The sequence below is a fragment of the Streptomyces sp. NPDC002537 genome (assembly GCF_053594975.1).
On sequence record NZ_JBSFWT010000103.1, the window covers coordinates 1 to 24,309 of the forward strand.

Annotated in this window: 26 protein-coding genes and 1 pseudogene; 15 read left to right on the forward strand and 12 right to left on the reverse strand. The window is 71.8% G+C overall.

Going from position 1 to position 24,309, the window contains the following annotated elements; genetic code table 11:
- The 3 genes from ACWD4A_RS31010 to ACWD4A_RS31020 form a co-directional block, all read left to right on the forward strand.
- A partial coding sequence (locus tag ACWD4A_RS31010; protein ID WP_451199065.1) for a ubiquitin-like domain-containing protein occupies positions 1-1,169 on the forward strand: 1,169 nt, incomplete at its 5' end.
- Entirely contained in the window at positions 1,166-2,044 is an 879-nt protein-coding gene (gene rsmA / locus ACWD4A_RS31015; protein WP_451199066.1) for a 16S rRNA (adenine(1518)-N(6)/adenine(1519)-N(6))-dimethyltransferase RsmA, read from the forward strand. The genes ACWD4A_RS31010 and rsmA, both read left to right, overlap by 4 nt.
- A 178-nt stretch (positions 2,045-2,222) precedes the next feature.
- Complete coding sequence (locus ACWD4A_RS31020; RefSeq protein WP_451199068.1) at positions 2,223-3,137, forward strand: 4-(cytidine 5'-diphospho)-2-C-methyl-D-erythritol kinase; 915 nt, start codon at positions 2,223-2,225, stop codon at positions 3,135-3,137.
- A gap of 102 nt (positions 3,138-3,239) precedes the next feature.
- Here the strand turns inward: ACWD4A_RS31020 and ACWD4A_RS31025 are convergent, their stop codons facing one another.
- Positions 3,240-4,010 carry an SDR family oxidoreductase gene (locus tag ACWD4A_RS31025; protein WP_451199069.1) on the reverse strand — a complete coding sequence of 257 codons (771 nt, stop codon included), beginning with the start codon at positions 4,008-4,010 and terminating at the stop codon, positions 3,240-3,242.
- Between the two features lie 105 nt (positions 4,011-4,115).
- Here ACWD4A_RS31025 and ACWD4A_RS31030 point away from each other — a divergent pair, with 105 nt between their 5' ends.
- The 5 genes from ACWD4A_RS31030 to ACWD4A_RS31050 all read left to right on the forward strand — a co-directional run bounded on the left by ACWD4A_RS31030 (position 4,116) and on the right by ACWD4A_RS31050 (position 7,170).
- Positions 4,116-5,000 (forward strand): sigma-70 family RNA polymerase sigma factor, encoded by an 885-nt coding sequence (locus ACWD4A_RS31030; RefSeq protein WP_451199071.1) that lies wholly within the window; start codon positions 4,116-4,118, stop codon positions 4,998-5,000.
- 180 nt (positions 5,001-5,180) lie between these two features.
- Complete coding sequence (locus ACWD4A_RS31035; protein ID WP_451199072.1) at positions 5,181-5,990, forward strand: helix-turn-helix domain-containing protein; 810 nt, start codon at positions 5,181-5,183, stop codon at positions 5,988-5,990.
- Positions 5,987-6,169 (forward strand): DUF397 domain-containing protein, encoded by a 183-nt coding sequence (locus ACWD4A_RS31040; RefSeq protein ID WP_451199073.1) that lies wholly within the window; start codon positions 5,987-5,989, stop codon positions 6,167-6,169. Before ACWD4A_RS31035 ends, ACWD4A_RS31040 begins: the two co-directional genes overlap by 4 nt.
- A 38-nt stretch (positions 6,170-6,207) precedes the next feature.
- Positions 6,208-6,618: a hypothetical protein gene (locus ACWD4A_RS31045; RefSeq protein WP_451199074.1), complete on the forward strand. Its 411-nt coding sequence runs from the start codon at positions 6,208-6,210 to the stop codon at positions 6,616-6,618.
- A gap of 150 nt (positions 6,619-6,768) precedes the next feature.
- On the forward strand, positions 6,769-7,170 hold the full coding sequence (locus ACWD4A_RS31050; RefSeq protein WP_451199076.1) for a VOC family protein: 402 nt from the start codon (positions 6,769-6,771) through the stop codon (positions 7,168-7,170).
- Between the two features lie 4 nt (positions 7,171-7,174).
- Here the strand turns inward: ACWD4A_RS31050 and ACWD4A_RS31055 are convergent, their stop codons facing one another.
- From ACWD4A_RS31055 to ACWD4A_RS31070, 4 genes are all read right to left on the reverse strand, one after another.
- On the reverse strand, positions 7,175-8,230 hold the full coding sequence (locus ACWD4A_RS31055; RefSeq protein WP_451199077.1) for a CU044_5270 family protein: 1,056 nt from the start codon (positions 8,228-8,230) through the stop codon (positions 7,175-7,177).
- Positions 8,227-8,886 (reverse strand): RNA polymerase sigma factor, encoded by a 660-nt coding sequence (locus ACWD4A_RS31060; RefSeq protein WP_451199078.1) that lies wholly within the window; start codon positions 8,884-8,886, stop codon positions 8,227-8,229. Before ACWD4A_RS31060 ends, ACWD4A_RS31055 begins: the two co-directional genes overlap by 4 nt.
- 54 nt (positions 8,887-8,940) lie before the next feature.
- Positions 8,941-9,963: a hypothetical protein gene (locus ACWD4A_RS31065; RefSeq protein WP_451199079.1), complete on the reverse strand. Its 1,023-nt coding sequence runs from the start codon at positions 9,961-9,963 to the stop codon at positions 8,941-8,943.
- Between the two features lie 105 nt (positions 9,964-10,068).
- Positions 10,069-10,230: a hypothetical protein gene (locus ACWD4A_RS31070; protein ID WP_451199081.1), complete on the reverse strand. Its 162-nt coding sequence runs from the start codon at positions 10,228-10,230 to the stop codon at positions 10,069-10,071.
- Positions 10,231-10,490: 260 nt separating this feature from the next.
- Here ACWD4A_RS31070 and ACWD4A_RS31075 point away from each other — a divergent pair, with 260 nt between their 5' ends.
- A complete protein-coding gene (locus ACWD4A_RS31075) occupies positions 10,491-12,983 on the forward strand; it encodes an ABC transporter permease (RefSeq protein WP_451199083.1) in 2,493 nt (830 codons plus the stop codon).
- A 227-nt stretch (positions 12,984-13,210) separates the two neighbouring features.
- Here the strand turns inward: ACWD4A_RS31075 and ACWD4A_RS31080 are convergent, their stop codons facing one another.
- Complete coding sequence (locus ACWD4A_RS31080; protein ID WP_451199086.1) at positions 13,211-13,597, reverse strand: DUF6415 family natural product biosynthesis protein; 387 nt, start codon at positions 13,595-13,597, stop codon at positions 13,211-13,213.
- Positions 13,598-13,820: 223 nt separating this feature from the next.
- On the opposite strand from ACWD4A_RS31080, the gene ACWD4A_RS31085 reads away from it, so the two are divergent.
- Together ACWD4A_RS31085 and ACWD4A_RS31090 are read left to right on the forward strand one after the other, a co-directional pair.
- Complete coding sequence (locus tag ACWD4A_RS31085) at positions 13,821-14,648, forward strand: helix-turn-helix domain-containing protein (RefSeq protein ID WP_451199088.1); 828 nt, start codon at positions 13,821-13,823, stop codon at positions 14,646-14,648.
- Positions 14,645-14,860, forward strand: a complete 216-nt coding sequence (locus ACWD4A_RS31090) for a DUF397 domain-containing protein (protein ID WP_451199090.1) — start codon at positions 14,645-14,647, stop codon at positions 14,858-14,860. Before ACWD4A_RS31085 ends, ACWD4A_RS31090 begins: the two co-directional genes overlap by 4 nt.
- Here the strand turns inward: ACWD4A_RS31090 and ACWD4A_RS31095 are convergent.
- Positions 14,849-15,787 carry an alpha/beta hydrolase gene (locus tag ACWD4A_RS31095; protein ID WP_451199092.1) on the reverse strand — a complete coding sequence of 313 codons (939 nt, stop codon included), beginning with the start codon at positions 15,785-15,787 and terminating at the stop codon, positions 14,849-14,851. The genes ACWD4A_RS31090 and ACWD4A_RS31095 overlap by 12 nt on opposite strands.
- A gap of 140 nt (positions 15,788-15,927) precedes the next feature.
- On the opposite strand from ACWD4A_RS31095, the gene ACWD4A_RS31100 reads away from it, so the two are divergent.
- The 3 genes from ACWD4A_RS31100 to ACWD4A_RS31110 all read left to right on the forward strand — a co-directional run bounded on the left by ACWD4A_RS31100 (position 15,928) and on the right by ACWD4A_RS31110 (position 17,437).
- On the forward strand, positions 15,928-16,080 hold the full coding sequence (locus tag ACWD4A_RS31100) for a hypothetical protein (protein ID WP_451199095.1): 153 nt from the start codon (positions 15,928-15,930) through the stop codon (positions 16,078-16,080).
- A 99-nt stretch (positions 16,081-16,179) separates the two neighbouring features.
- Positions 16,180-16,734: a Uma2 family endonuclease gene (locus tag ACWD4A_RS31105; RefSeq protein ID WP_451199097.1), complete on the forward strand. Its 555-nt coding sequence runs from the start codon at positions 16,180-16,182 to the stop codon at positions 16,732-16,734.
- A gap of 130 nt (positions 16,735-16,864) precedes the next feature.
- Entirely contained in the window at positions 16,865-17,437 is a 573-nt protein-coding gene (locus tag ACWD4A_RS31110; RefSeq protein ID WP_451199100.1) for a Uma2 family endonuclease, read from the forward strand.
- 101 nt (positions 17,438-17,538) lie between these two features.
- Here ACWD4A_RS31110 and ACWD4A_RS31115 read toward each other — a convergent pair whose 3' ends face one another.
- From ACWD4A_RS31115 to ACWD4A_RS31130, 4 genes are all read right to left on the reverse strand, one after another.
- Positions 17,539-18,381 carry an EamA family transporter gene (locus tag ACWD4A_RS31115; protein WP_451199110.1) on the reverse strand — a complete coding sequence of 281 codons (843 nt, stop codon included), beginning with the start codon at positions 18,379-18,381 and terminating at the stop codon, positions 17,539-17,541.
- Between the two features lie 222 nt (positions 18,382-18,603).
- Positions 18,604-20,223, reverse strand: a complete 1,620-nt coding sequence (locus ACWD4A_RS31120; RefSeq protein WP_451199101.1) for a penicillin-binding transpeptidase domain-containing protein — start codon at positions 20,221-20,223, stop codon at positions 18,604-18,606.
- Positions 20,224-20,348: 125 nt separating this feature from the next.
- Positions 20,349-22,109, reverse strand: a complete 1,761-nt coding sequence (locus tag ACWD4A_RS31125; protein ID WP_451199103.1) for a dolichyl-phosphate-mannose--protein mannosyltransferase — start codon at positions 22,107-22,109, stop codon at positions 20,349-20,351.
- Positions 22,110-22,185: 76 nt separating this feature from the next.
- Complete coding sequence (locus ACWD4A_RS31130; protein ID WP_451199105.1) at positions 22,186-22,506, reverse strand: hypothetical protein; 321 nt, start codon at positions 22,504-22,506, stop codon at positions 22,186-22,188.
- 324 nt (positions 22,507-22,830) lie between these two features.
- On the opposite strand from ACWD4A_RS31130, the pseudogene ACWD4A_RS31135 reads away from it, so the two are divergent.
- Positions 22,831-23,283 (forward strand): annotated as a pseudogene (locus ACWD4A_RS31135) (SRPBCC family protein); the annotation flags it as partial.
- Positions 23,284-23,293: 10 nt separating this feature from the next.
- Here ACWD4A_RS31135 and ACWD4A_RS31140 read toward each other — a convergent pair.
- Entirely contained in the window at positions 23,294-24,079 is a 786-nt protein-coding gene (locus tag ACWD4A_RS31140) for an SDR family NAD(P)-dependent oxidoreductase (RefSeq protein WP_451199107.1), read from the reverse strand.
- Between the last annotated feature and the right edge of the window lie 230 nt (positions 24,080-24,309).

Here is a 24,309-nt window from a genome sequence, read left to right on the forward strand (position 1 = left end):
ACGGCCCGCCCCCGCCGCGGGGCGACCGGGGGGCCGCCCGGCGGGCCGCCGGGCGGCGCAAACGGACCGGCGAGCGCCCCGACACCCTGCGCAGGCTGATCCCGCAGGCCCTCGTGGTGGCCTTCCTCGCGGGCGGCACCTCGTCCTTCGTCGCCGCCGACAAGACCGTCAAGCTCGACGTCGAGGGCCGCTCCCGCACCCTGCACACCTTCGCCGACGACGTCGACGAGCTCCTCGCCGACGAGCACCTGTCCCTCGGCGAGCACGACGCCGTCACCCCCGGCCACCACCACGACCTGGCCGCGGGCGACGAGATCAGCGTCCGTTACGGGCGCCCCGTCGCCCTCACCCTCGACGGCGAGCACCACCAGGTGTGGACCACCGCCCGCACCGTCGACGGCGCGCTCCGGCAGCTCGGCGTCCGCGCCGAGGGGGCCTACCTCTCGACGTCGCGCAGCGCCCCGATCGCCCGGCACGGGCTCGACCTGGCCGTACGCACCGAGCGCACCGTCACGTTCATGGCCGACGGCCGCGAGCGCACCGTCCGCACCAACGCCGCCACCGTCCGCGAGGCCCTCGACACCGCCGGGATCTCCCTGCACGGCCAGGACACCACCTCCGTCCCGCCCGACAGCTTCCCCCGCGAGGGCCAGACGATCTCCGTCATGCGGATCACGGGCACCGAGGAGGTCCGCGAGACGCCCATCGACTTCGAGACCGAGCGGCACGACGACCCCGCGCTCTACAAGGGCACCGAGGTCGTCTCCCAGCGCGGTGAGAAGGGCGTCGAGCGGACCACGTACGCGCTGCGCATCGTCAACGGGGTCAAGCAGAAGCCGAAGAAGATCTCCTCCGAGACCGTGCGGGAGCCCCGCACCGAGATCGTCAAGGTCGGCACCAAGCCCCGCCCCACCGGCGTCCAGGGCGCCGAGGGCCTGAACTGGCACGGGCTCGCCCAGTGCGAGGCGGGCGGACGGCCCGACGCCGTCGACCCGTCCGGTACATACGGCGGCCTCTACCAGTTCGACGTCCACACCTGGCAGTCCCTCGGCGGCTCCGGCAGACCGCAGGACGCGCCCTCCTCCGAGCAGACCTACCGGGCCAAGAAGCTGTACGTCAGCCGGGGGGCGAGTCCGTGGCCCGTGTGCGGCCGTAAACTTCACGGGTGAGCTCCAGCCCCAGCACAGACGAGTCCGGCGCCCTCCTCGGTCCCGCGGACATCCGCGAGCTGGCCGCTGCCCTTGGGGTACGTCCCACCAAGCAGCGCGGCCAGAACTTCGTGATCGACGCCAACACCGTCCGGCGCATCGTACGGACCGCCGAGGTGCGGCCCGACGACGTCGTGGTCGAGGTCGGCCCCGGGCTGGGGTCGCTGACCCTCGCCCTGCTGGAGGCCGCCGACCGGGTCACCGCCGTGGAGATCGACGACGTGCTGGCCGCGGCCCTCCCGGCCACCATCGCCGCCCGGCTGCCCGAGCGCGCGGACCGCTTCGCACTCGTGCACAGCGACGCGATGCACGTCACCGAGCTGCCCGGCCCGGCGCCGACCGCGCTGGTCGCCAACCTGCCGTACAACGTCGCCGTCCCCGTGCTGCTGCACATGCTGGCGCAGTTCCCCAGCATCGAGCGGACCCTGGTGATGGTCCAGGCCGAGGTCGCGGACCGGCTCGCCGCCGCGCCCGGCAACAAGGTCTACGGCGTCCCCTCCGTGAAGGCCGCCTGGTACGCGGAGGTCAAGCGCGCCGGGTCCATCGGCCGCAATGTGTTCTGGCCCGCCCCGAATGTCGACTCCGGCCTGGTCTCGCTCGTGCGCCGGGCGAAGCCGATCGAGACCACCGCCTCCCGTGACGAGGTCTTCGCCGTCGTCGACGCCGCGTTCGCGCAGCGGCGCAAGACGTTGCGCGCGGCGCTGGCGGGCTGGGCCGGATCGGCTGCCGCCGCAGAGGCCGCTCTGGTCGCGGCGGGAGTCTCGCCGCAGGCGCGCGGCGAGGCCCTGAACGTCCACGAGTTCGTGGCGATCGCGGAGAACAAGCCGCAGCCGTAGCGCGAACCCCTCACGGTTGTGGGCAGGCGTTCCGCAAGGCGGAACGGGTGGGCACAACCGGCCCACCGGCCCGCAGCCGGGGGCCTGGGGTACGCACCCCAGTTACGGGAAGGGGCGGGGCTGGGGAAAAATCGGCCCGCCCACCCAGCCGCACCCGACGACCCCAGGAGCCCACACCGTGAGCGTCACCGTCCGCGTCCCCGCCAAGGTCAACGTCCAGCTCGCAGTGGGCGGCGCACGCCCGGACGGTTTTCACGACCTCGCCAACGTCTTCCTGGCCGTCGGCCTCCACGACGAGATCACCGTCACGGAAGCCGACGCCCTGACCGTCACCTGTGAGGGCCCGGACGCGGCGCAGGTCCCCCTCGACGCCACCAACCTCGCGGCGCGCGCGGCGCTCGCGCTGGGCGCGCGTTACGGCCGCGAGCCCCGGGTCCACATCCACATCGCCAAGGACATCCCCGTGGCGGGCGGCATGGCCGGCGGCAGTGCGGACGGTGCGGGCGCGCTGCTGGCGTGCGACGCGCTGTGGGGGACGAAGGCCTCGCGCGAGGAACTCCTGGAGATCTGCGCGGAGCTCGGCAGCGACGTGCCGTTCAGCCTCGTCGGCGGGGCGGCGCTCGGGCGCGGCCGGGGCGAGATCCTCACCGCCCTGCCCGTGGGCGGCACGTTCCACTGGGTGTTCGCGGTCGCGGACGGCGGTCTGTCGACCCCGGCTGTGTACGGCGAGTGCGACCGCCTGCGGGTCGCGTCCGGTACGGGTGCCACGTCCGAGGACGTCCCCGACCCGGAGCCGTCGCCCGCCCTCCTCGAAGCCCTCCGCACGGGCGACGCGCACGCGCTGGCCGCGGCCGTGAGCAACGACCTCCAGGCGGCGGCGGTCTCCCTCCGCCCCTCCCTGACCGCCGCCTTGGACGCGGGTACGCAGGGCGGCGCCCTGGCCGCCATGGTCTCGGGCTCGGGCCCGACGACGGCGTTCCTGACCGCGAACGCGGACGAGGCGGAGAAGGTGGCGGAGGCCCTGCGCGCGTCCGGCACGTGCCGCGCGGTCCGTATCGCGTCCGGCCCGGTCCCGGGGGCGACGGTCCTCTAGGCGGACTTGGCGAAGTCCGGTGCGGTTCGGTGGCGCCCCGAAGGAGCGCGCGACCAGCCACGACGCACCCGCAGATGACGTACGGGACTTCCAGCGGAGCGCTCAGGCGCTGTGGGGCAGCCGCTCCGCGAGGAAGTCCTCCCAGGTCCGCGTGCCCGCGACGGCCCCCTCGAAGGACAGGTTCTCGCCGCCGCGGTACGCGCGGCCGACCTTTCCGGGCATGCGGACCGGCATCCTCAACCGGTGCTTGCCGCACGCCTGGAGGTAGCCGCGGGCCAGCTCGTCCAGGCCGTACACGGCCGGTCCGGTCAGGTCGGGCACCAGGCCGGCCGGTTCGCCGAGCGCGAGTTCCACGAGCCGGGCCGCCACCTCGCGCGCGTCGACCGGCTGCCAGCGCAGTCCGCCGGGGGCGGGGAGGACCGGCAGCTTCGCCATCGTCCGCGCCACCTTCAGGGCCAGGTCGTGGAACTGGGCGGCCCGCAGCGTCGTCCACGGAATGCCGGAGTCCGAAACCGCCCGCTCCGCGCCGAGCTTGGCCGCGAAGTAGCCCAGCGGAATCCTGTCCGCCCCGATGACCGAGATGTACACCAGGTGCCGCACCCCGGCGCTCGCCGCGGCCCGCACCAGGTTCCGGGTCGCCTCGTCGTCCCCCTTGGGGCCGCCCGCGAGGTGGAGGACAATCTCGACCCCCTCCACCGCGGCCTCGACGCCCTCGTCCTTGAGCAGGTCGCCGGTCACGTACTCGACGCCGTCGGCCCCGGCCCTGTTCTGCCTGCTGAGGACCCGCACGGTGCACCCGGCCGCCCGCAGCAGCGGGACGACGTGCCCGCCCAGAGTGCCCGTACCGCCGGTGACCAGGATGTTCGCCGTCATGTCTACTCCCGAGCGTGTGCGGTCCGGGAGTGGGCCTCCCGGTACCTTCGGCTAGATCTTGTGGATCTACCGCAATGACCCCTGGCGACGAAGGAATGTGACACGGTGGACGAACCCGATTGGCTGGCGGAGCATTTCGAGGAGCATCGGTCCCATCTGCGGGCGGTGGCCTACCGGATGCTCGGCTCGCTCAGCGAGGCCGATGACGCCCTCCAGGACGCGTGGCTGCGCGTCAGCCGCGCGGACACCAGCGAGGTCGAGAACCCCGGTGGCTGGCTGACCACCGTAGTGGCCCGCATATGCCTGGACATGCTGCGTTCCCGCGAGCACCGGCGCGAGGAGTCCCTCGACGCCCGGGTGTCCGACCCGGACGTCGAGCAGGAGGCCGGGAGCGACCCCGAGCAGGAGGCGCTGATGGCCGACTCGGTCGGGCTGGCCCTGCTGGTGGTGCTCGACACGCTGACGCCGGCCGAGCGCGTCGCCTTCGTCCTGCACGACATGTTCGCCGTGCCCTTCGACACGATCGCCCCGATGCTCGACAAGACCCCGGCCGCGACGCGGCAGCTCGCCAGCCGCGCCCGCCGCCGGGTCAAGGGGGGCACCCCGGCACCCGAGTCCGATCTCGCGCGTCAGCGCGCGGTCGTCGGCGCCTTCCTGGCCGCCACCCGCGGCGGGGACTTCGACGCGCTGCTCTCCCTGCTCCACCCCGACGTGGCGCTCCGCGCCGACAAGGCGGCCGGCCCCACCCTCAAGCCCATCCTGGTCAGCGGCGCCCGCAGAGTGGCCACGGGCGCGATGGCCGCCATGGTGCGGGCCCGGTCCACCGAGATGGCGCTGGTCGACGGCGCGGTCGGCCTGGCGATGGCCCCCCTGGGACGGCTCTTCCTGGTACTCCGCTTCACGATCGTCGACGACCGGATCACCGGGATCGACATCGTCGCGGACCCGGACCGCCTCGGACGGGTGGAGCTCGCCGTGCTCGACGACTGACGTCCGCCGTCGGTGTCCCGGATCGTCCGCACGACGACGAGGGACACCGCGGCCTCCCCCTGGCGGGCCAATTCCCGGCGTTCACCCGTGCGGGGCAAATCGATTCGAACTCGGCGCGTTCGCCACTTGCCGCTCCTAGCCTCCGTTGATACGGAAGGACCAGAGACAGGCGGGGTAGCGATGACGAGTGTACTTGCCGATCCACCGATCGCTTGGCGGTACTGCGGCAACCAGATGAAGCTCTGGCGCACCGAAGCGGGCGTCAGCCGGGAGCAGTTGGCGGAGGAAGCGGGGTACGTCTCCGAGACGATCAAGTCCATGGAACAGGGTCGGCGCAAGCCGACGCTGCGTGTGCTGGAGATTGCCGACGATATGTGCGGCGCGCAGGGGAAGTTGAAGGCGGCGTATGTGTACCTGGAGCCGGAGCCGTACGTTTCGTACGCGCGGGAATTCGTTCTTTACGAAGCCGAAGCGCTCTCCCTCACCTCGTTCCAGCCGCTCCTGATCCCGGGCCTCCTGCAAACCGAAGAGACGATGCGCACCCTCTTCAACATGAACTGGCCGCCTGTGAGCGATGAGACGGTCGAGGAACGAGTCACGGCCCGACTGGCCCGGCAGCGCATCCTCCAGGACCAGGCCAAAGCATTCACCTTCATCACCGGAGAGGCCGCTCTACGCAATACCCTCGGCAACCCGGCAAGGCACGGGCGGCAGTTGCTCCATCTGGAGAAGATGAGCAGGCAGCGCAACATCGTCATCCAGGTCCTGCCGATCGAGGGGGCGCACCTTGGGGTCAATGGCCCGTTCGTCCTGCTGGAGTCGGTAGAGCGCAAGCACCTCGCATACGAAGAGGGGCAGTTGGCCAGTTCACTGCATTCGGACCCCGAGCACGTCCATGTGTTCACCCAGCGCGCTGCCGCGATCACTGGATGCGCCCTCACTCCCGACGAGTCGGCAAAGTTCATCAGAAAGTTGGCAGAGGAGCTATGAACACCAAGCTGGTGTGGTTCAAGTCCAGCCACAGCGGAACCGAATCCGGCGACTGCGTCGAAATCGCCGCCCTCCCCCAAGCCATACACATACGTGACTCAAAACGCACAGACGGCCCCCGCCTGGCCATAGGCGCCCCCGGCTGGGCCCGCTTCATCGCTCACGTCGCCGCGAGCTGACCTGACGCAAGAGCGGCCCGGAGCGGTAACGTCTCCCCATGCGTGACGTACAGCAGTCAGCCGCCGACAGCAGCGACGCGCCGCGGGCCTGGGGATGGGTGTTCGGGGCCAAGGAAGTCGATGAACCCGATGACCAGGCCCTGTACACCCACTTCGAGAAGGACTGGGAAGGGCAGCTCGGCGCCATCAGCCGTTGGAGGCAGCGGCACGGCTACGTGAACGCAGGCCACTCGGTCTGGTCGGTCTCCCAGCCTTCACGGGCCGCAATATTCGAGCTGCTGGACTGGATGGTCGAACGCCGCATCTCCCGTGTCATCGTCCCCGGGCCGGACATCCGCGACAGCATGCGTCGGTCCTGGGGAGACTGGGAGGGGTTCACCTCAGCATTGGCGGCTGTCGGCATCGCCATTGAAATCGCAACGTTGCCACTGGCCGACGTGGGCAACTAGAGTCGGCCCCGTGACTGCCGGGTCGGCCATGGGCCATACACGAGAGAGCTCCCCGGCCTCGGCGTGAGCGCGAGGCGGGCACGAGCCCCGCCTTTTCCCTCCGCGTCTTCCCTCCCTGACGGAATTCAAGACCCGGAGACTCACACCACCATGCAGAACGCATCCAACGCCATCCAGCTCAACCACATCGCCATATACGCCAGCGACCGGCGGCTGTCCGCCGAGTTCATCGCGGCGATCCTGGGCATCGAAGTCGGGGAGCCCTTCGGGCCGTTCCTCCCGGTCGACCTCGGCAACGGCGTGACGCTCGACTTCTGCGAGCGGCCCGACGACGAGCCGATCCAGGTGAACCACTACGCGTTTCTCGTGCCGGAGGAGCGGTTCGACGGCATGATCGACCGCCTGGAAGCGGTCGGGGTCACGTACTACGCCGACCCCCACCACACCGAACCGGGCAGGATCAACGCCCTCTTCGGCGGCCGTGGCGCGTACTTCGAGGACCCCGACGGCCACAACATGGAGATCCTCACCCGGCCGTACATCCGCCCCTAGCCGATCAGAGCGTCCTGCCGTCGGGGAGTTCCTTCTTCGCGTCGACCACGGCCCGCTTGATGACCACGGTCTCGCGGGTGACAGTGCCGGGTTCGAGGCCCCGGTACGGCCTGACCAGCACCTCGCGCTGGCCGAGGTACTCGTAGGTGTTCCTGTCGAAGATCCACTCCTGGCGGCTGCCGGGACCGGTGTGGGTGATCGCGACGCCGGTCCGGCCGGTCGCGTCGACGGCCTTGTCCACGAGCGCGACGCCCGGGATCCTGGCAGCCGCCTTGAACAGCGCGGCGCCGATCTCCGGCGTCGCGATCTGCTCCTCCAGCAGTTGGCCTATCTCCCCGAACGCCGTCCAGTCGGCCTGGGGGTCGCCCGTCCTGCCCGACCGGTAGAGGCGCTTGAGGAGGGCGTCGGGGTCGGTGGGGAGCGCATTGACGCCGTTGTAGGAGCCCCAGTCGGTGACTTCTCGGGCGGGGTCGAGGTCGAGGTCCTCGCCGTTCTTGTCCATGAATTCATGGCCGGGCTCATAGAGGAAACTCCTGAGGCCGTCAGGCGAGTGCCAGACCTGGCGCGAGTGCAGCGGAGTCACCACGAGCTTCTCCTGGCCGCCCACCCTGTCGACCCACCCGCCTGTCACCTTGCTCTCCACGTAGATGTACTGGTCCTGCCGTGGCTCCAGGGCCGGCTGCCGTGCGGCCGCGAGCGCAATGCGGTCGACGGTCGCCGACAGCCCTTTGGCGGTGCCGGATTCCAGCTTCGCGCCGGCCTTCGGCAGGCGGGTGTCCGCACCCGAGGTGCCCGAGGCGCCCGAGCCGTCCGGGGCGACGATCACGGCGCCCGCGATCACGGCCGCGGCGGCCGGGAGTGCGATCCAGGCCGTACGGCGCGCACGGGAGCGCGGCGCGCTCGGGGCGGTCGGGGCGGTCCGGCGCGCCTCTGCCCACAGGGCCTCTTCGAGCAGGTCCTGCCGGGCCTCCGGCATCACGGTCTCGACCTGTCGGGGGAGCAGGAGGTCGAAGTCGCCGGGTTCGAGCGCCTCTTGGGGGCGCCGGGACATACGCATCATCGGTTCCACTTCTCGTTCGGCCGGTTCAGGTGCAGGTGGAGGCGCTCGGGCCGCCGGGCCGCCATCTCGTCCGCGCGCTGCCGGAGCTCGTGCTCGGCGAGCTTGCGCAGACGCTCGCGGGCCCGGAACAGCCGCGACCGCACGGTGCCGACCGCCACGCCCAGGGCGTCGGCCGCTTCCGCATAGCTCAGGCCGGACCAGACGCAGAGGGTGACGACCTCGCGCTCCGACCGGCGCAGCCTCCCCAGGGCGTTCTTCGCGGCGGCGAGCTGTTCGGCGTCCGCCATCCTGCCCACCACTTCACCCGCGATGTCCGGCACGGCGTCCTTGGCGGGCATGCGGGCCAGGGCCTTCTCGTGACGGCGGGCGGCGCGGTTGGTGTTGCGCTGGACGTTCACCGCGATGCCCATCAGCCAGGCCCTCGCACCGTCCTGCTCCTCGGGGAGCTTGGCGCGGAGGCGCCAGGCCTCCAGGAACGTGAGCGAGACGACGTCCTCGGCGGTGGCCCAGTCGCCGGTGGCGCGAAGGGCGTAACGGTGGACGATCTGGGCGTGCGAGCGGAAGAGATGGCGGAAGGAGTCCGGGTCGCCGTCCCTGATACGGGTGTGTAGTGACGTCACGTCTTGATATGTCCGGTGGGAGGCGGGGGTTCCCATGATGTGGATCACATGGCGACGCTACAGTCCGGGCCGCGCGGCGCTCCCTCCGGATCAGCCCATGTCCGTCCAGCCCGTCCAACTCACGGGATCCGTCCAGGACTTCTGGTAAAGCCTGCCGTCGCTCGCGCCCGTGACGAAGATGTCCAGCCGGGCGCCGTCCGCCGTCCACGTCACGCCGGGCGCGCCCTCCAGGCCGCCCACGGGGACGCCGAAGCCGCTCACCCAGTCGCTCCAGCCGGTGGTGGCCGTCCAGTAGCGCTGGTACAGGCGGTGGTCGGTGCCGATGGCGAAGACGTCGGCGCGGCCGCCGTTGCGGGTCCAGGACGCGGACGGGGCGGAGAGGAGGCTGCCGCCCTGGTCGGCCCAGCCGGTCCAGCCGGTGGACGCGAACCACGCCTTCTCGTAGAGCTTGCCGTCGGTCGCGCCGGTGGCGAAGACGTCCAGCCGGCTGCCGTCGCCCGCCCAGGTCACGCTGGGCGCGCCGGAGAGACCTCCGGCAGGCGCGTCGTACGAGGTCCAGCCGCTCCAGCCGGAGCCGTTCGCCCAGAAGCGCTGGTACAGGCGGTGGTCCGTGCCGACGGCGAAGACGTCCAGGCGCTCACCGTTGCGCCGCCACGACGCGGACGGGGCGGAGAACAGGCTGCCGCCGAGGTCGGACCAGGCGCTCCAGCCGAGCGGGGCCGCCCACGTCTTCTGGTAGAGCCTGCCGTCACCGGCGCCCGTGGCGAAGACGTCCAGCCGGCTGCCGTCCGCCGTCCACGTCGCGCCCGGCGTACCGGACAGGCCGCCCAGCGGGGTGTCGAAGCCGCCGGTCCAGTCGCTCCAGCCGGAGCCCGCCCACGTCCGCTCGTACAGGCGGTGGTCCGGCCCGATACGGAAGACGTCGATCCGCCCGCCGTTCTGCGTCCACGACGCGGACGGGGCCGGGGCGTCCGCCCGCAGGGCCGTCGGCGGTCTGTGCGCCGTGTGCGCGTCGGCGCCCGCCCGTGTCGGCGCGACCGCGAGCACGGCCAGTGGCACGACGGCCAGCGCGAGCGCGCGGACCGACCCGCGTAATCGTCCGGTTCTCCGCATCGTCACTCCCCGGGATGGAGGTGTCATGTCAGCTTCACCATCCCGCCGCGGTGGCGGCGCGGAAATCCCCGAACTTGGGGGTTGACAGCGACCGGGCGCCCCGGGCTACTTCTCCCCGTTCTCCGTGCCGCGCTCGCCCTCCGCCTGGGACGGCGTCGTCCGCATGGTCTGGGGGTGCCGTTGCTTCTTCTCCTTCTCGTCCATGTCCTCGTCGAGCCGCTCGCCCTCCGCCTGCGACGGGGTCGAATACTCGTCGTACTGACTCATGGCCGTCTCCTCGGTCGGTACATATCCCTATATAAGGAGCGTAGTCCCCTGACCAGGGCGTGGCCCGGCCCGCCGACCGCCCGATCCGTCCCGCAGGCCGGGTGGGGCTATCCCCACCCCCCATCGACCCGCTGCTCCCATGGGACCGGACCCCGTATCTCCCTAGCGTGGACAGCGATCCGCCAAAGCGGTGGGAACGGCCGGAACAAGCAGGGGTGCGGGGACGTGGACAGCGCGACAACCGGCGGTGGCCGGCAGTGATGGGCAAACTCGCGGCGCGCTCGCTGCGGCACCGCACGGGCGGCTTCACCGCCACGTTCCTCGCGCTGTTCATCGGCGCCGCCCTCGTCATGGGCTGCGGCGGGCTCATGGAGACCGGCATCCGCAACCACGTCCCGCCGCAGCGCCTCGCGGGCGCGCAGCTCCTGGTCACCGGCGACCGTACGTACGGGATACCGACCGGCAAGAAGCACAAGAAGAAGACGACCACCCTGCCCGAACGGGTCGAGCTGCCCGCCGAGTTGGCGGACAGGGTGCGGGCCGTGCCCGGGGTCCGTACGGCCGTCGGCGAGCGCACCTTCGACGCCGCCGTGCGCGGCGGGAAGGCGGAGGCCCACGGCTGGGAGTCCGCGGCCCTCACCCCGTACGCCCTCGCCTCCGGCGGCGCGCCCGCGGAGGGCGAGGTCGTCCTCGACACCGGGACCGCCCGCCGCGCGGGCGTCGCCGTGGGCGACCGCGTCGAGATCGCCGCGCACGGCGGCTCCGCCGCGTACCGCGTGAGCGGGGTCGCCGCCGCGCGGGACGTCCCCCGGCCCACGCTGTTCTTCGCCACGGCCGACGCCGTACGGCTCTCCGGCCGCCCGGACACCGTCGCCGACATCGCCGTCACCCTCGCCCCCGGCGCGGACCCCGGCACCGTGCGCGAGGGCGTCGCCGAGGCGCTCAAGGGGCAGCCCGTCGCCCTGCTGACCGGCGACGACCGGGGCGTCGTCGAACACCCCGAGGCGCTCGGGGGCGGCGAGGACCTGATCGCGCTCTCCGGCGTGGTCGGCGGACTGGTCGTCTCCGTCGCGATGTTCGTCGTGGGCGGGACCGTCGCCCTGTCCGCGCAGCAGCGCAGCCGCGAACTCGCCCTGCTGCGGGCGATCGGCGCGACTCGGCGCCAGCTGCGCCGGATGCTGCTGGGCGAGACCCTCATGGTGACGGTCCTCGCCGCGGCGGCGGCCTGGTTCGCGGGCCCGGCGGTGGGCCGGCTGCTGTTCGACACGCTCGTCGACAGCGGGATGGTCGCGGAGACCGTCGAGTTCCGCCAGGGATGGATTCCGGCCATGCCCGCGTACGGCGCGCTGCTGCTGACCGCCGTCGGCGGCGGACTCCTCGGCACCGTACGGGCCGTCAAGGCCAAGCCCGTCGAGGCGCTGGGCGAGGCGGCCATGCAGAAGGACCGGCTGCACCCCGTGCGCATCGCCTTCGGCCTGCTCTTCCTCGCCGGTACGGTCGCGCTGGCGCTCGTCAGCTCGCTCGTGCTGCACGGGCCGGTGGCCGCGAGCACGGCGGGCCCGACCGTGATCTGCTGCGCGATCGCCCTCGCCCTGCTCGGGCCGTGGTTCACCAAGCTGGTGACTGTCCTGCTGCACTGGCCCGTCCGCCTCGTCACCGGCGTCACCGGCCGCCTCGCCGTCCTCAACTGCCGTGCCCGTACGGCGAGGACGGCGGCCGTCGCCACGCCCGTCATGCTGGCCGCCGCCCTGGCCACCGGCATGCTCTACCTCCAGACCACCCTCGCCGCCGTCACCGACGAGGTGTTCTCCCACAACCTGCGCGCCGACGCCGTGCTCACCTCCGGGGCGGGCGGCGTCGACCCCGCGCTCCTCGACCGCGTCCGCGCCCTGCCGGGCGTCGCCGCCGCGAGCGCGTACGTCACCAGCTCCGGCTGGACCGAGCCGCACGACGGCGGCGAGAGCAAGAAGGGCCTGCCCCTCCAGGGCGTCAGCGCCGACGGCGCCGACCGCACGCTCGCGGTCGACACGACCGCGGGCAGCCTCGGCGACCTGCGCGGCGCCACCGTCGCCCTGCCGGAGAGCAAGGCGCACCGCATCCACCGGAAGGTCGGCGACACGGTGCGCCTGCGGCTGGGCGACGGCGCGGTGGTGGACGTCCGCGTCGTGGCCCTCTTCAAGGGACGCGAGGGCTTCGAATCCGCCTTCACCAGCGCGGAGTTGCTCGCCCCGCACACGACGGCGGGACTGCCCGCGCAGATCCTGGTACGGGGCGCCTCCGACCGCATGATGTCCGACCTCGCCACGCTGGGCGTGCACGTCGAGGGCCGCGACGCCGTGACCGCCGCCCACGCCCGCGACAACCACACCCAGGCCGCCGTCAACTACCTCATCATCGCGATGCTCGTCGCCTACACGGCGCTGTCGGTCGTCAACACGACCGCCGTCGCCGTGGGCGACCGGCGCGGCGAGTTCGCCCTGCAGCGGCTGACCGGTGCCACACGGGGGCAGGTGCTGCGGATGATGACGGTGGAGGGCCTGCTGGTGGCGACGGTGGGCCTGATCCTGGGCACGGCGGCGGCCGCGACGACGCTCCTGCCCGTCAGCAGGGCACTGGGCTCGTCCTGGCTGCCGTCCGGGCCCCTCTCCATCTACCTGTCGGTACTGGGGGGTGGAGTGGGGCTGGTGTTGACGGCGACGCTGGTACCGACGGTGGCCGCGCTGCGGGTGCGGGCGGTGGAGGCCGTACGGTGACGCTGGCCGCTGGGCGCTCCGCGAGATCGTGCGGACGGTCGCTTTCGACTGCGGGTCGGTTGCCGCCTGCGGCGGGGGCTCCCTACGGGAGCGTCCTCAAACTCCCCCAGCTAACGCTGGGAGGTGCCCCCAGGACGGGCTGGTTGTGGGCTGATCGCCGTTGTCGGCTGCGGGCTGGTTCGCCGCCTGCGGCGGGGGCAGGGCGGTGACGGGCGGGGCCGCCCAGCTCACCGGCCGTCGTCCCTGATCCGGGCGAGCGCCCGCTGGAGGTCGCGGAGCTCCCGGACGCTGCGCGCCAGACTCCGGCAGTAGGTGAAGGCGCTCTCCAGCCCGCAGCCGGGGCCCACATTCCTCGCCCGGTGAACGGCCTCGTCGGCGGCCTCCTCGACGGCGGCGCGGCGCGGGTCACCCGGCAGCAGCAGCTCTTGGGCGTCGTGCTTGACCCGGGGCGCGAGGGTGTCGACGCAGCGGCGGAGCCTGAGCGTCGACGCCTCGACGACCCCGGCGGGCGGCGAGCTGCTGGCGCCGAGGACGAGGCCGATGATGTGCTCGGTCTCGGCGTCCCGGCTGCGGACCGGCTGGGGCTGGGCGTCGAGGTGTCCTCCGACAGGCATGACGGCGATCTCCTTGGAGCGGATTGGAGGCATCTGGAACCACTGGGCGCGGCGCCCAAGTTGGCCTGAACACCTCCGTGTGCGGTGCCGTTTGGCGGGCATCACAGCGTCAGGCGCCGAGAGCCAGGGCGTCCGGTTCCGCTGACCAGTATCCGCCCGGCCCCCTATGCTCGACCCCGTTCAGGGCTTGCACACCACGAAGAGGCAAGTGGGGGATACAACCATGCCTGGGCCAGAGCCGCTTGACCTGCACGAGCAGCGCGCGACCGAGCTCGGCGCGGCCATCAAGCAGCGTCGGCTCGCGAAGAAGTGGACCCAGGCGGAGCTCGGCAAGGCGGTGGCACTGGACCACACGTCGATCGCGCACATCGAGAAGGGCACCCGCGTCCCCCGGCGTGACGTCGTGGCCCGCATCGACAAGGCGCTGGGAGTCGGCGGAGCCATCTTCAGGCTTCGCGATGAGCTGGACGACAACCCTGACGCTCTGCGCGTCAGGCGGTTTCTGGTGCAGCACTCGCGAGCGACCGAAATCCGGCAGATCTGCTTCTCCTCCTTGCCCGCAATGCTGGAAACGGAAGAGCACACGCGCTTGGTACTGGAAAAGGGCATTGCTCACTACGGCGGCGATCTGAACGACAAGGTCGCGTACCGTCGACGACTGCGCGCCCTCCTGGACCGCGTGGACGCCCCCACGTTTCGGGCTGTCATCTGGGAAGCAGCCCTCTACGTCGAGATCGGCGACAAGCGGATCATGCGTAGGCAGCTGCTTCACCTGATCGAGCGCTCACAGGACGCAACTGTGGATGTGCGCGTCATCCCGTTCAACGCACAGGCTCACATCCCGGACTTCGGCTTCGTCTCCATGTGGCAGAAGCCAAATGGCCGCTACGAGGCGTGGCGACCCACTGGCGACAATGTCGGAATGTTCATCGCCAATGATGCCGAGATCGCCAGACTCAAGCGTCTCTATCATCGACTGCACGAACTCACGCTGGACTCGACCGCAACAAGAGAGCTTATTCACAAGGTAGTTGAGGAACTGTACCCATGACGTCCAAGCCCGACCTGTCCATAGCAAAATGGCGCAAGAGCCAGCGCAGCGTTCAGGGTGACTCATGCCTTGAGATCGCCGAGCAATACTCCGACGTCATGCCGGTCCGTGACTCCAAAGACAAGAACCGCACCCCGGTGGTCGTCCCGCGCGCCGCATGGGCGCAGTTCGTGACCGCCGTCGCGGCCACCCACGGCGATCTATCCGCCTAGCCGCGCAGCGAGCGCCGCATTCATCTCGGTGAACGCGGCATCGGCCACCGGGGAGATCCCGAAGAGGTTGAGGTAGCCGTGGACGAGGCCCTCGTAGGTGCGGTGGAAGACGTTCACCCCGGCCTTCTCCAGGGCGTGGGCGTAGGCCCGGCCCTCGTCGCGCAGCGGGTCGTACTGCGCGGTGCCGACGACGGCGGGGGCCACACCCGCGAAACTCTCGGCCAGCAGGGGTGAAACCCGCCAGTCGCCCCTGGCCCCGGGATCATCGCGCAAATAGAGGCCGAGGATCTCGTCGATCTGGGTCTTGGTGAGGAGATAGCCGTCGGCGTTCTCGACGTACGAGGGGTGGTCGCCGAGGGCATCCGTGGCGGGGTAGGCCAGGAACTGGGCTGCCAGCGGCAGCCCTTCGTCGCGGAAGGTCAGGGCGGTCACGGCGGCGATGTTGCCGCCCGCGCTGTCGCCGGCGACGGCCAGCCGGTCGCGGCGTCCCCCGTAGTCCTCGATATGGCCGGCGACCCAGCGGGTGGCGGCGAGGCAGTCGTCGAGCGGGGCGGGGTAGGGGTCCTCCGGCGCCCGGCGGTAGTGGACGGCCACGACGACGGCGTTCACGTCCCGGCACAGCCGCCGGGTGACGTCGTCGTGGGTGTCCAGGTCGCCGGTCACCCAGCCGCCGCCGTGGAAGAAGACGACCGTGGGCAGCGGGTCCGGCGCGGCGGGCCGGTAGACGCGTACGGGAATCGGCCCGGCGGGACCGGGGACGGTCGTGTCCACGACGGCGCCGACCTCGATGGGCTCGGCCAGCGGATACGCGAGGACCATCTGCCGGTTCAGCTCGCGCAGGGTCTCGGGGTCCATGGTGGCGAAACTCGGCAGCGGCTGGGCACCGACCTGCTCCAGGAGCGCCGCGACGGGCGGATCGAGTGGCATGGCGCGCACCTCTCGTCGACAGGGGACCACCCCCGGTCGAGTCTGCACCGGGGCGGGGCGCTCCGCATCGCCGGACCGGGTGCGCGGACCGGGCTCCGGAGCGACGCTGGTGGGGGAACCGCGTACGGAGAAGATACGAGATGCCGAAGGTATCGAAGGAGAGCGCGGCCCAGCTCTCGGACCACGGCCCGGTGGTGGTCCGGCACGAGGACATCGACGGCTGCACGGTCGCCTTCGTGTCCTTCGCGGAGGACATCGACGCGACGAACCTCCAGGAGATGGGCTCGCGCTGACCTACGCGGGTTCACCCTTGAGATCACCTGACGGGGCAAGCTCGGCGTGACAGCCTTCGTCCGCCGTCTCCTGACGGCACGCGGGAAGGAGCAGCGTTCATGAGCGTCGACGCGATCGTCCACACCGAGTTCCCCGAGGGATACACGGTCCTGTTCGGGGCCGACGGAAAGGTGATCATGACCCCGCGGAGCGAAGAGCACTCCAGCACCATCAGGTCGATGCAGATCGGCTCCGCTCTCGCCCTCGGCCGTCACGCGAAGGTCACCTCCGATGTCTGCCTCGACTTCCCCGCCGACGAGAACTCCGCTCCCGACCTGGCCATCCTCCGCGAGGACGCGCGCGAGGAAGGCAAGCGCTACAGCTTCGAGGACGTCCTGCTGATCTCCGAGGTGGTCTCGGCCTCCTCCGCACGCAAGGACTACGACGACTGCACCGGCAAGTACGGCCGCTACGGCATCCCGATCTACCTGATCGTGGACCCGTACGCCCAGGAAGTCGTCCTGCACACCGCGCCCACCGCCACCGGTTACATCGCGGCCCACACCCACAAGTACGGCACGGGCAAGCTCCCCATCCCCCTGGCCGATGGCCGGACCTTCACCCTCGACCTCGACGAGCTTCCTCGGCCGGAGCCGGAGACCGGCGCACGCTGAACTTCTTCCGCCAGTGCCGGTGGCCGACGATTCCGGCCCTGGAGCAGGTGCCGTTTCGTCGGCCGGGCCAGGGCGGGACCCGGTACCGTGGGATGCGATCGACCGGCCACGGACGAGGAGGTGGGCACCAGTGACCCTTCCTGTGCTGCGCCCGCATCCCGGGAACCTGCGCGAGATCGCCGAAAGCATCGAAGCCTCCACCGGGCTGCGGGTGGAGATCATCGGAGGCAGCCTCGTGATGTCCCCCACCCCGCGTGGCAAGCACGCGGGCACCATCCGTCGCCTGCGGGTCCAGATCGAACCCCGTCTGCCCGAGGGCCTGGCTCCTTACGAGATGTCCTCGGTCGCCATGCCGGAGGACCCGGACGACTACGCCACGCCCGATCTGGCGGTGCTGCCCGTGGAGTGGGACGAGGACGACTCATGGCTCGCCGACCCCGGTGACGTCGCCCTGGCCGTCGAGGTGATCTCCCAGTCCGAGAAGGCCAGGGACATCACCGACAAGAACGGCTGGTACGCCCGTGCCGGGGTCGCCGTCCTGCTCGTCCTGGACCCCCGGACCGGCCGCTGGACCCTGCTCACCCACCCCAAGGACGGCGAGTACCACGGCCGCCTCCAGGGGGTCTACGGGGAAGCGATCGAACTGCCCGCCCCGCTGCCGTCCCCGCTCGACACCGGCGTCCTTCCACGCTACGGCTCCTGACGGCCGGCCGAGGCGCCCCGATAGGCGAGCGGGGCCCGGGGCGGCAGTCCTGGCGCAGGCACACGCGGAGTGGGGCGCCCCGACTCGTACGAAGCCCGGCGCTAGCCGGCCAGCATCAGACCGATCCCCGCCACCATCAGCGTCGCCGCGGCGATCCGCGGGCCGCCGAAGCGTTCCTTGAGGACCACCGTGCCGATGGCCGCGCCCGCGATGATCGAGGATTCGCGGAGGGCCGCGACAGGGGCCAGGTCCGCGCGGGTCTGGGCCCAGAGGACCAGGCCGTAGGCGAAGACGGACAGCAGACCGCCCAGCAGGCCCCGCGCCGCGTGGGGGCGCAGCTCGGCGAGGAAGCGGCCGCGCCGTACGGCCAGGGTGTAGGCCGGGACAGCCAGGCCTTCCAGGATCATCAGCCAGGCGATGTAGCCGAGCGGGGTGCCGGAGGCGCGGACGCCCAGGCCGTCGACGACGGTGTACGTGGCGATCGACAGGCCCGTCGCCAGGGCCGCCATGATCGCCGCCCAGTGCGGGCGCGCACCACGCAGGCCCCACAGGGCGACGCCGACCAGCCCCGCGGAGGCCACCGCGACCCCGGCCAACTGCCAGGCGTCCGGCACCTCACCGGCGAAAGCGGCCGCGAGGACGGTGACGGCCAGGGGCGCGCTGCCGCGGGCGATCGGGTACATCTGGCCGAAGTCGCCGAGCGTGAACGACCGCATGAGCAGCAGCTGGTAGACGACGTGCAGCAGCGCGGAGGCGGCGAGGTACGGCCAGGCGGCCCCGGCCGGCGTCGGCGTGAACCCCAGCAGCAGGACTCCGCAGACGGCACCGCCGCCGCCCACGAGGGTGAAGGCGATCAGCTGGTCCCTGATGCCGTGGGCGATCGCGTTCCAACTGGCATGGGTGACAGCCGCGATGAGAACGGCCACGGCGACCAGAGGGGTCATACGGCGGGCTCGCGCGGCCATGTCCATATGCTCATGCACATGACGCTAGTGCTACCCACAAGGGCACCGCTGTAGCGCCGGTCACCCGCCCCGCACCGTCACAACGGCGACAAGCCGAAAACCAGCCCGTCCGGCGCTTGAGGACGCGACCGCAGGGAGCCCCCGCCGCAGGCGGCAAACGGCCCGCAGCGGGAACGAAAGCTCATCGCCCGGCTGAACCACTCACCGGGCAGCCCGCAGGACCGCCGCCACGATCGGCCCCGCCGAGTCGCCGCCGTGGCCGCCCTGGGGGACGACCGCCGCGGCGGCGACGTCGTCGCGGTAGGCCGTGAACCAGCCGTTCGGCTTGGGCTGGTTGTCGATTTCCGCGGAGCCGGTCTTCGCGCCGATGTCGCCGCCGAGCCCGGACATGGCGCGGGCGCCCGTGCCCGAGACCGCGGTGAGCCGCATCATCGAGCGGAGCTGCTGGGCGGCAGCGGGCTGCAGCGGGCGGGACGCCTGCGCGAGCTTGCGGTCGTCGAGGGAGGGGGCGACGAGGTAGGGCTGGTGGAAGGAACCGGTGCGCACGGTCGCGGAGACGGAGGCCATGTTCAGGGGCGACATCTGGACGCGGCCCTGGCCGATCATCGACGCCGCCTTGCCCGCACCGCCGTCGGCGGGGACGCTGCCGTCGAAGCTGGGGAGGCCGGTCTTCCAGTCCAGGCCGATGCCGAAGACGTCCCGGGCCTCGGCGGTGAGCGCGCCGTCGGCGACATCGCCGGCGAGGGAGATGAAGGCGGTGTTGCAGGAGGCGGCGAAGTCCTGGGCGAAGGTCGCGCCGGGGTTCTCGCTCTCCTCCACGTTGTGGAACTTCATCCCGTAGGTGGCGTATTTCGGACACGGCAGCGCCCTGTTGGGCGTCGCCTTGCCCTGCTCCAGCAGCATCGCCGAGGTGACGATCTTCATGGTGGAGCCGGGCGGGGTCTGGCCCATCAGCGCGGCGTTGAACTCGGTCTTCCGGGAGTTGGCGAAGGCGAGGATCTCGCCGGTGCTCGGCTTCACGGCGACGACGGAGGCGTCGTCCCGCCGGTCGACGGCGGCCTCGGCGGCGCGCTGCGCGGCCGCGTCGAGGGTCGTGCGCAGCTGGGCGGGCTTGCCCTCGGAGACGACGTGCAGGGTCCTCCCGGTGGCCTTGTCGCCGTCGGGGCCCACGGCCCGTACCTCGATGTGCGGCTCGCCGCCGGCCTTCTGCGCGTACCGCCTGCCCAGCTCCGGCAGCAGGGGCGCGAGCGAGGGGTTGTCCTTGGCCTCCAGGACGGCCCCGCCGCGGTCGACGACGGTGAGCTGCGGGGCCGCGCCCGCGTCGGTCGTCAGCGACTCGTTCCGGGCGAGCTGCGGGTGGACGACCGCGGGCTGCCAGCCGACGAGCGCGTGCCCGGTGCTCTGCCCGCGGACGACGTCGAGCGAGGAGTCGTACGTCCAGGTGGAGCGCTGCTTGCCGTAGGAGACCTCGGCGGTGACGGAGAACGGGACCTTGGTGCCCGTCGCGGTGCCCTGCTTGAGGGAGACCTTCTCCACGTGCGCGGTCTGCCGGTAGCCGGTGAGGGCCGTGGTGGCGGCCTGCGCATTGTCGGTGAGGGCCGCGGCCTTCCCCGTGTCGCCCGACTCCCAGGCCGCGAGGAAGTCGCGCGCGGTTCTGTCGACCTCGTCCACCGTCGGCGGGCCGGTCGTGACGGGCGCGGCCTCCGCCTGGCCGGACGTGTTGCCCGTGACCGCGTCGACGACGTTGTACACGCCGACTCCGGCGACACCCGCCATCGCCGCCGCCACGACGCCCAGCGCGATCTTCGCTCCCTTGTGCATTCCCAGCCCCCTCCAGGCCCCCACCCCAGGTTTTAATCAGGTGATTAAAACCCCTGGATCGTGACTGTACGGGACACCGGTGTCACCTGGGGCCCGGTTGGCCGGAATTGATCGTTTACGGGAACTCAGATCCAGGTGTCGAACCACATCCGGTTGCGCCAGGCGTCGATCGGGATGGCCTGGCCGGTGTAGATCGGGAAGAAGTAGACGAAGTTCCAGGCGATGAGCAGGACCAGCGTGCCCGCGCCGACCGCGCCCAGCACCCGGCGCCGCTCGGACGATCCCGGCGGCCCCAGGAACGCCCCCAGCATCATCGCCAGGGCGAGGCACAGGAACGGCACGAAGACGACCGCGTAGAAGACGAAAATCGTGCGTTCCTGCCACAGGAACCACGGCAGGTACCCGGCCGCGACCCCGCACAGCACCGCGCCCGCCCGCCAGTCGCGCCGGAGGCCCCACCGGTAGAGCAGGTACAGCAGCGCGAAGCAGGCCGCCCACCACAGCAGCGGCGTGCCCAGGGCGAGGACCTCGCGCGCGCACTTGTCGGCGGCGTCCTTGGGACAGCCGTCACGGCCGGGCGCCGGGGACTCGTAGAAGTACGAGACCGGGCGGGACTGCACCAGCCAGCTCCACGGGTTGGACTGGTAGGTGTGCGGCGAGGAGAGGTTGGTGTTGAACTTCCACACCTCGTGCTCGTAGTGCCAGAGGCTGCGCAGCGGGTTGAGGACACCGGCCAGGAAACCGTCCGGGCTGTAGCCGCCACTGGTCTCCGCCCAGTGCCGGTAGAAGCCGCTGTGCTGCCAGCCGTCCTTCTCGCTGTACGTGCCGCTGTTCACGAACCAGCCGGTCCAGGAGGCCAGGTAGACGGCCAGCGCCACCGGCACCGTCGCCAGGAACGCCCACGGGGTGTCGCGCCGGAGCGCGGCCAGGGCCGGGTGCCGGGCGCCCGCGACCCTGCGGGAGCCCATGTCCCAGAGGACGATCAGCAGCCCGAACGCCGCCAGATAGACGGCGCCGTTCCACTTCGTGCCGCAGGCGAGCCCGAGGAACACCCCGGCGGCGAGCCGCCACGGCCGCCACCCGAGCTTCAGCCCGCCGCCGACGGCCGTGTCCGGGCGGGCGATGCCGTCCGCGTCCACGGGCAGCGCGGCGGCGAGCCGGGCACGGGCCTTGTCCCGGTCCACCAGCACACAGCCGAACGCCGCCAGCACGAAGAACATCAGCACCGAGTCGAGCAGCGAGGTGCGGCTCATCACGAAGTGCAGGCCGTCCACGGCGAGCAGCGCGCCCGCCAGGCAGCCGAGGAAGGTGGAGCGGAACAGGCGGCGCCCGATCCGGCACAGCATCAGCACCGTCAGCGTGCCGAGCACGGCCACCATGAAACGCCAGCCGAAAGGGTTCAGCCCGTAAAGCCACTCGCCGAGGCCGATGACCCACTTGCCGACCGGCGGGTGCACCACATAGCCGGGGACGTCGGCGATCTGGTCGTGCCCGGCGATGATCTGGTCGTTGATGTTGTCCGGCCACTTCGCCTCGTAGCCGTACTTCCACAGGGCCCAGGCGTCCTTGGCGTAGTACGTCTCGTCGAATATCACCGCCTTGGGGCTGCCCAGGTTCCAGAAGCGGATGATTCCGGCGAACAGCGCCACGAGCAGCGGCCCGGTCCACCCCGACCAGCGCGCGAGCAGCAGCGCGGTGCCGGGCCGTGCGCCGAGCCGCGCCCACACCCGCGTACCGGGCTCGGGGAACGGCGGCACGAGCCGCTCCCTCAGGTCCGGCTGCGGCCCCGGCACATAGCCGAAGCGGCCGAGTCTGCGCTGCCACGCGGGCTGCCGCTCGTCCGCTGTCTGGCCCTGTCGTGCGTGGGTCGCGGTGTCACTGGTCACCGCGCCATCGTAGGGAACGGTCCTGTGAGAGTCCTGGGGACGGCACGCGGGTGCCCGCGGGATGCCGCCGCGAGGCTCAGGGACAGATGTGGTTCTCCGGTGCCTGGCCGATGGCGATCGCACCCAGGTTCAGGTTCGAGGCGCAGAAATTGACGCTGGAGTCGCCGTTCGTGGCGGCGGCGCACTCCAGGCCGCCGGCGGGGGTCGAGCCGAGGGGGAGGCCGGCCAGGCTGGCCACGTCGCTGAGGATGGGGTCGGAGCCTGCGAGGAATCGCTGGCAGTGCTGCGGTGCGGTCGTGGCCGCGTGGGCGGTGCTCGCGAGGGCGAGGGGGACGGCGCCGAGGGCGAGGACGCCCACGGACGCGATACGGGCCAGGCGACGGACGGTCTTCCTCATACGGCACGACTCCCCACTTCGGCGGGCCAACTCCCGGGAATCCGGCGGCTTTTCGAGTATGGGGAGAAGGCGGCGCCACGGCGAGGCGTACGCGGCCGCGGCGCACGCGCGTGCCGCCCGCCGCGCGTGACGCGTGGCGAGGCGTCGGGCGACGGAGGGAGCGGGTACGCGAGAGGGTGACACCGTCGGCGGAAAGGAGACGGGACGCACTCATGTGCCCCTGCCGTCACGGCCCGGTCGGCCCGGTCGGCGGATCTTTCGCGCCGTCGGCCGACAGGGGATAGAAATGAGACACGGCGGCTCACCCCGCGGAAGGGCTGACTCATGAGTGACAGGCCGACCCTCACCTACGTCATCTACATCGAGAGCGCCGCGGAGACCGTGTGGCGCGCGCTCACCGACGCCGACCGGACCGCCGAGTACTGGGGGCACAGCAATGTGTCCGACTGGCAGCCGGGTTCGCGCTGGGAGCACCGGCGGACGGACGGATCGCACGTCGCGGACGTCGTCGGCACGGTGCTGGAGAGCACGCCGCCGACGCGACTGGTGAGCACATGGGCACCGCCCGGCGGGGAGCCGCCGCAGGGGCCGTCCCGGGTGACGTTCGGGATCGAGCCGTACGGGGAGATCGTCCGGCTGACGGTGACGCACGAGAATCTGGCGGACGAGGCCGAGCGGGACGCGGCGGCCAGGGGCTGGGCGGCGGTGCTGTCCAACCTGAAGTCGTACCTGGAGACCGGGCGCCCCCTCCCCGAGGAACCCTGGCGCATGCCGTAGACCGCCGGGCTCACACGCCGCGCATCGCCCGCTTCAGACCCACGCCGCTCGCGAGGAGACCGCCGTCCACCGGCAGGGTGACGCCCGTGATCCAGGAGGCGTCGTCGGACGCCAGGAAGGCCACGGCCGCGGCGATGTCCTCGGGACGGCCGACGCGGCCCAGCGGGTAGAGCGGCGCGGCACGCTCCAACACGGCTTCGCGACCGTGCCAGCGGGGGGTGTCGACGGTGCCGGGGGCGATGAGGTTGACGCGTACGCCGCGGGCCGCGCAGTGCCCGGCGAGGGTGCGGGTGAGGCTCGCCAGGCCCGCTTTGGCGGCGCTGTAGGCGTGGTTGCCGAAGTCCTGTTCGCCGTTGACCGAGCCGATGCTGACGACGGAGCCGCGGCCGCCCGCGGCGGCGAGGTGCGGCACGGCGGCCCGGACGCACCGGAAGGCGCCGGTCAGGGTGATGTCGAGGTCCCGCAACCACTTCTCGTCGGAGGTGTCCTCGACGAACGGCTCGTCGGGGTGGCATGACAGGGCGTTGTTGACGAGGACGTCCAGCCGTCCGAAGCGGTCGACCGTGGTGGCGACGGCGGCCTCGACCGCGTCCCGGTCGCCGACGTCGCAGGGGAAGGACTCGACGGCCAGGCCGTCCGCGCGGAGGGCGGCGGCCGTCTTGCCCGCGCGCTCGCCGTCCGCGTCGGTGACCAGGACCCGTGCGCCCTCGGTGGCGAGCCGCCGCGCGGTGGCCGCGCCGATGCCGCGCCCCGCGCCGGTGATCAGTGCCGCGTATCCGTCGAACCGTGCTGCCATGCGGGATCGCTACCCGCTGGGGGTTTCGGCAATCGCTTCCGCCCGGTGAGTGGGTGGGCCGGGGCTCCGCCCCGGGGTCCGGACCGCGCTCCGCGCGGTGTCCTCAAACGCCGGACGGGCTGGATTTACGGACCGTGGCTCTTTGGCCTGCGGCCCGCAGACTGCGGGCTACGCCCGCACAATTCAGCCCGTCCGGCGTTTGAGGACGCGGCCGCAGGCCGCCCCCGCCG

What these genes read in the sequence shown, in the direction of transcription:
- ACWD4A_RS31130 (WP_451199105.1), bottom strand. Translation starts at nt 22,506, where the DNA reads ATGAGGAAGACCGTCCGTCGCCTGGCCCGTATCGCGTCCGTGGGCGTC.
- ACWD4A_RS31070 (WP_451199081.1), bottom strand. Translation starts at nt 10,230, where the DNA reads ATGAGTCAGTACGACGAGTATTCGACCCCGTCGCAGGCGGAGGGCGAG.
- ACWD4A_RS31035 (WP_451199072.1), top strand. Translation starts at nt 5,181, where the DNA reads ATGACGAGTGTACTTGCCGATCCACCGATCGCTTGGCGGTACTGCGGC.
- ACWD4A_RS31055 (WP_451199077.1), bottom strand. Translation starts at nt 8,230, where the DNA reads ATGATGCGTATGTCCCGGCGCCCCCAAGAGGCGCTCGAACCCGGCGAC.
- ACWD4A_RS31090 (WP_451199090.1), top strand. Translation starts at nt 14,645, where the DNA reads ATGACGTCCAAGCCCGACCTGTCCATAGCAAAATGGCGCAAGAGCCAG.
- ACWD4A_RS31075 (WP_451199083.1), top strand. Translation starts at nt 10,491, where the DNA reads ATGGGCAAACTCGCGGCGCGCTCGCTGCGGCACCGCACGGGCGGCTTC.
- ACWD4A_RS31120 (WP_451199101.1), bottom strand. Translation starts at nt 20,223, where the DNA reads ATGCACAAGGGAGCGAAGATCGCGCTGGGCGTCGTGGCGGCGGCGATG.
- ACWD4A_RS31080 (WP_451199086.1), bottom strand. Translation starts at nt 13,597, where the DNA reads ATGCCTGTCGGAGGACACCTCGACGCCCAGCCCCAGCCGGTCCGCAGC.
- ACWD4A_RS31065 (WP_451199079.1), bottom strand. Translation starts at nt 9,963, where the DNA reads ATGCGGAGAACCGGACGATTACGCGGGTCGGTCCGCGCGCTCGCGCTG.
- ACWD4A_RS31085 (WP_451199088.1), top strand. Translation starts at nt 13,821, where the DNA reads ATGCCTGGGCCAGAGCCGCTTGACCTGCACGAGCAGCGCGCGACCGAG.
- ACWD4A_RS31040 (WP_451199073.1), top strand. Translation starts at nt 5,987, where the DNA reads ATGAACACCAAGCTGGTGTGGTTCAAGTCCAGCCACAGCGGAACCGAA.
- ACWD4A_RS31100 (WP_451199095.1), top strand. Translation starts at nt 15,928, where the DNA reads ATGCCGAAGGTATCGAAGGAGAGCGCGGCCCAGCTCTCGGACCACGGC.
- ACWD4A_RS31060 (WP_451199078.1), bottom strand. Translation starts at nt 8,886, where the DNA reads ATGGGAACCCCCGCCTCCCACCGGACATATCAAGACGTGACGTCACTA.
- ACWD4A_RS31140 (WP_451199107.1), bottom strand. Translation starts at nt 24,079, where the DNA reads ATGGCAGCACGGTTCGACGGATACGCGGCACTGATCACCGGCGCGGGG.
- ACWD4A_RS31025 (WP_451199069.1), bottom strand. Translation starts at nt 4,010, where the DNA reads ATGACGGCGAACATCCTGGTCACCGGCGGTACGGGCACTCTGGGCGGG.
- ACWD4A_RS31050 (WP_451199076.1), top strand. Translation starts at nt 6,769, where the DNA reads ATGCAGAACGCATCCAACGCCATCCAGCTCAACCACATCGCCATATAC.
- ACWD4A_RS31115 (WP_451199110.1), bottom strand. Translation starts at nt 18,381, where the DNA reads ATGACCCCTCTGGTCGCCGTGGCCGTTCTCATCGCGGCTGTCACCCAT.
- ACWD4A_RS31095 (WP_451199092.1), bottom strand. Translation starts at nt 15,787, where the DNA reads ATGCCACTCGATCCGCCCGTCGCGGCGCTCCTGGAGCAGGTCGGTGCC.
- ACWD4A_RS31045 (WP_451199074.1), top strand. Translation starts at nt 6,208, where the DNA reads ATGCGTGACGTACAGCAGTCAGCCGCCGACAGCAGCGACGCGCCGCGG.
- ACWD4A_RS31105 (WP_451199097.1), top strand. Translation starts at nt 16,180, where the DNA reads ATGAGCGTCGACGCGATCGTCCACACCGAGTTCCCCGAGGGATACACG.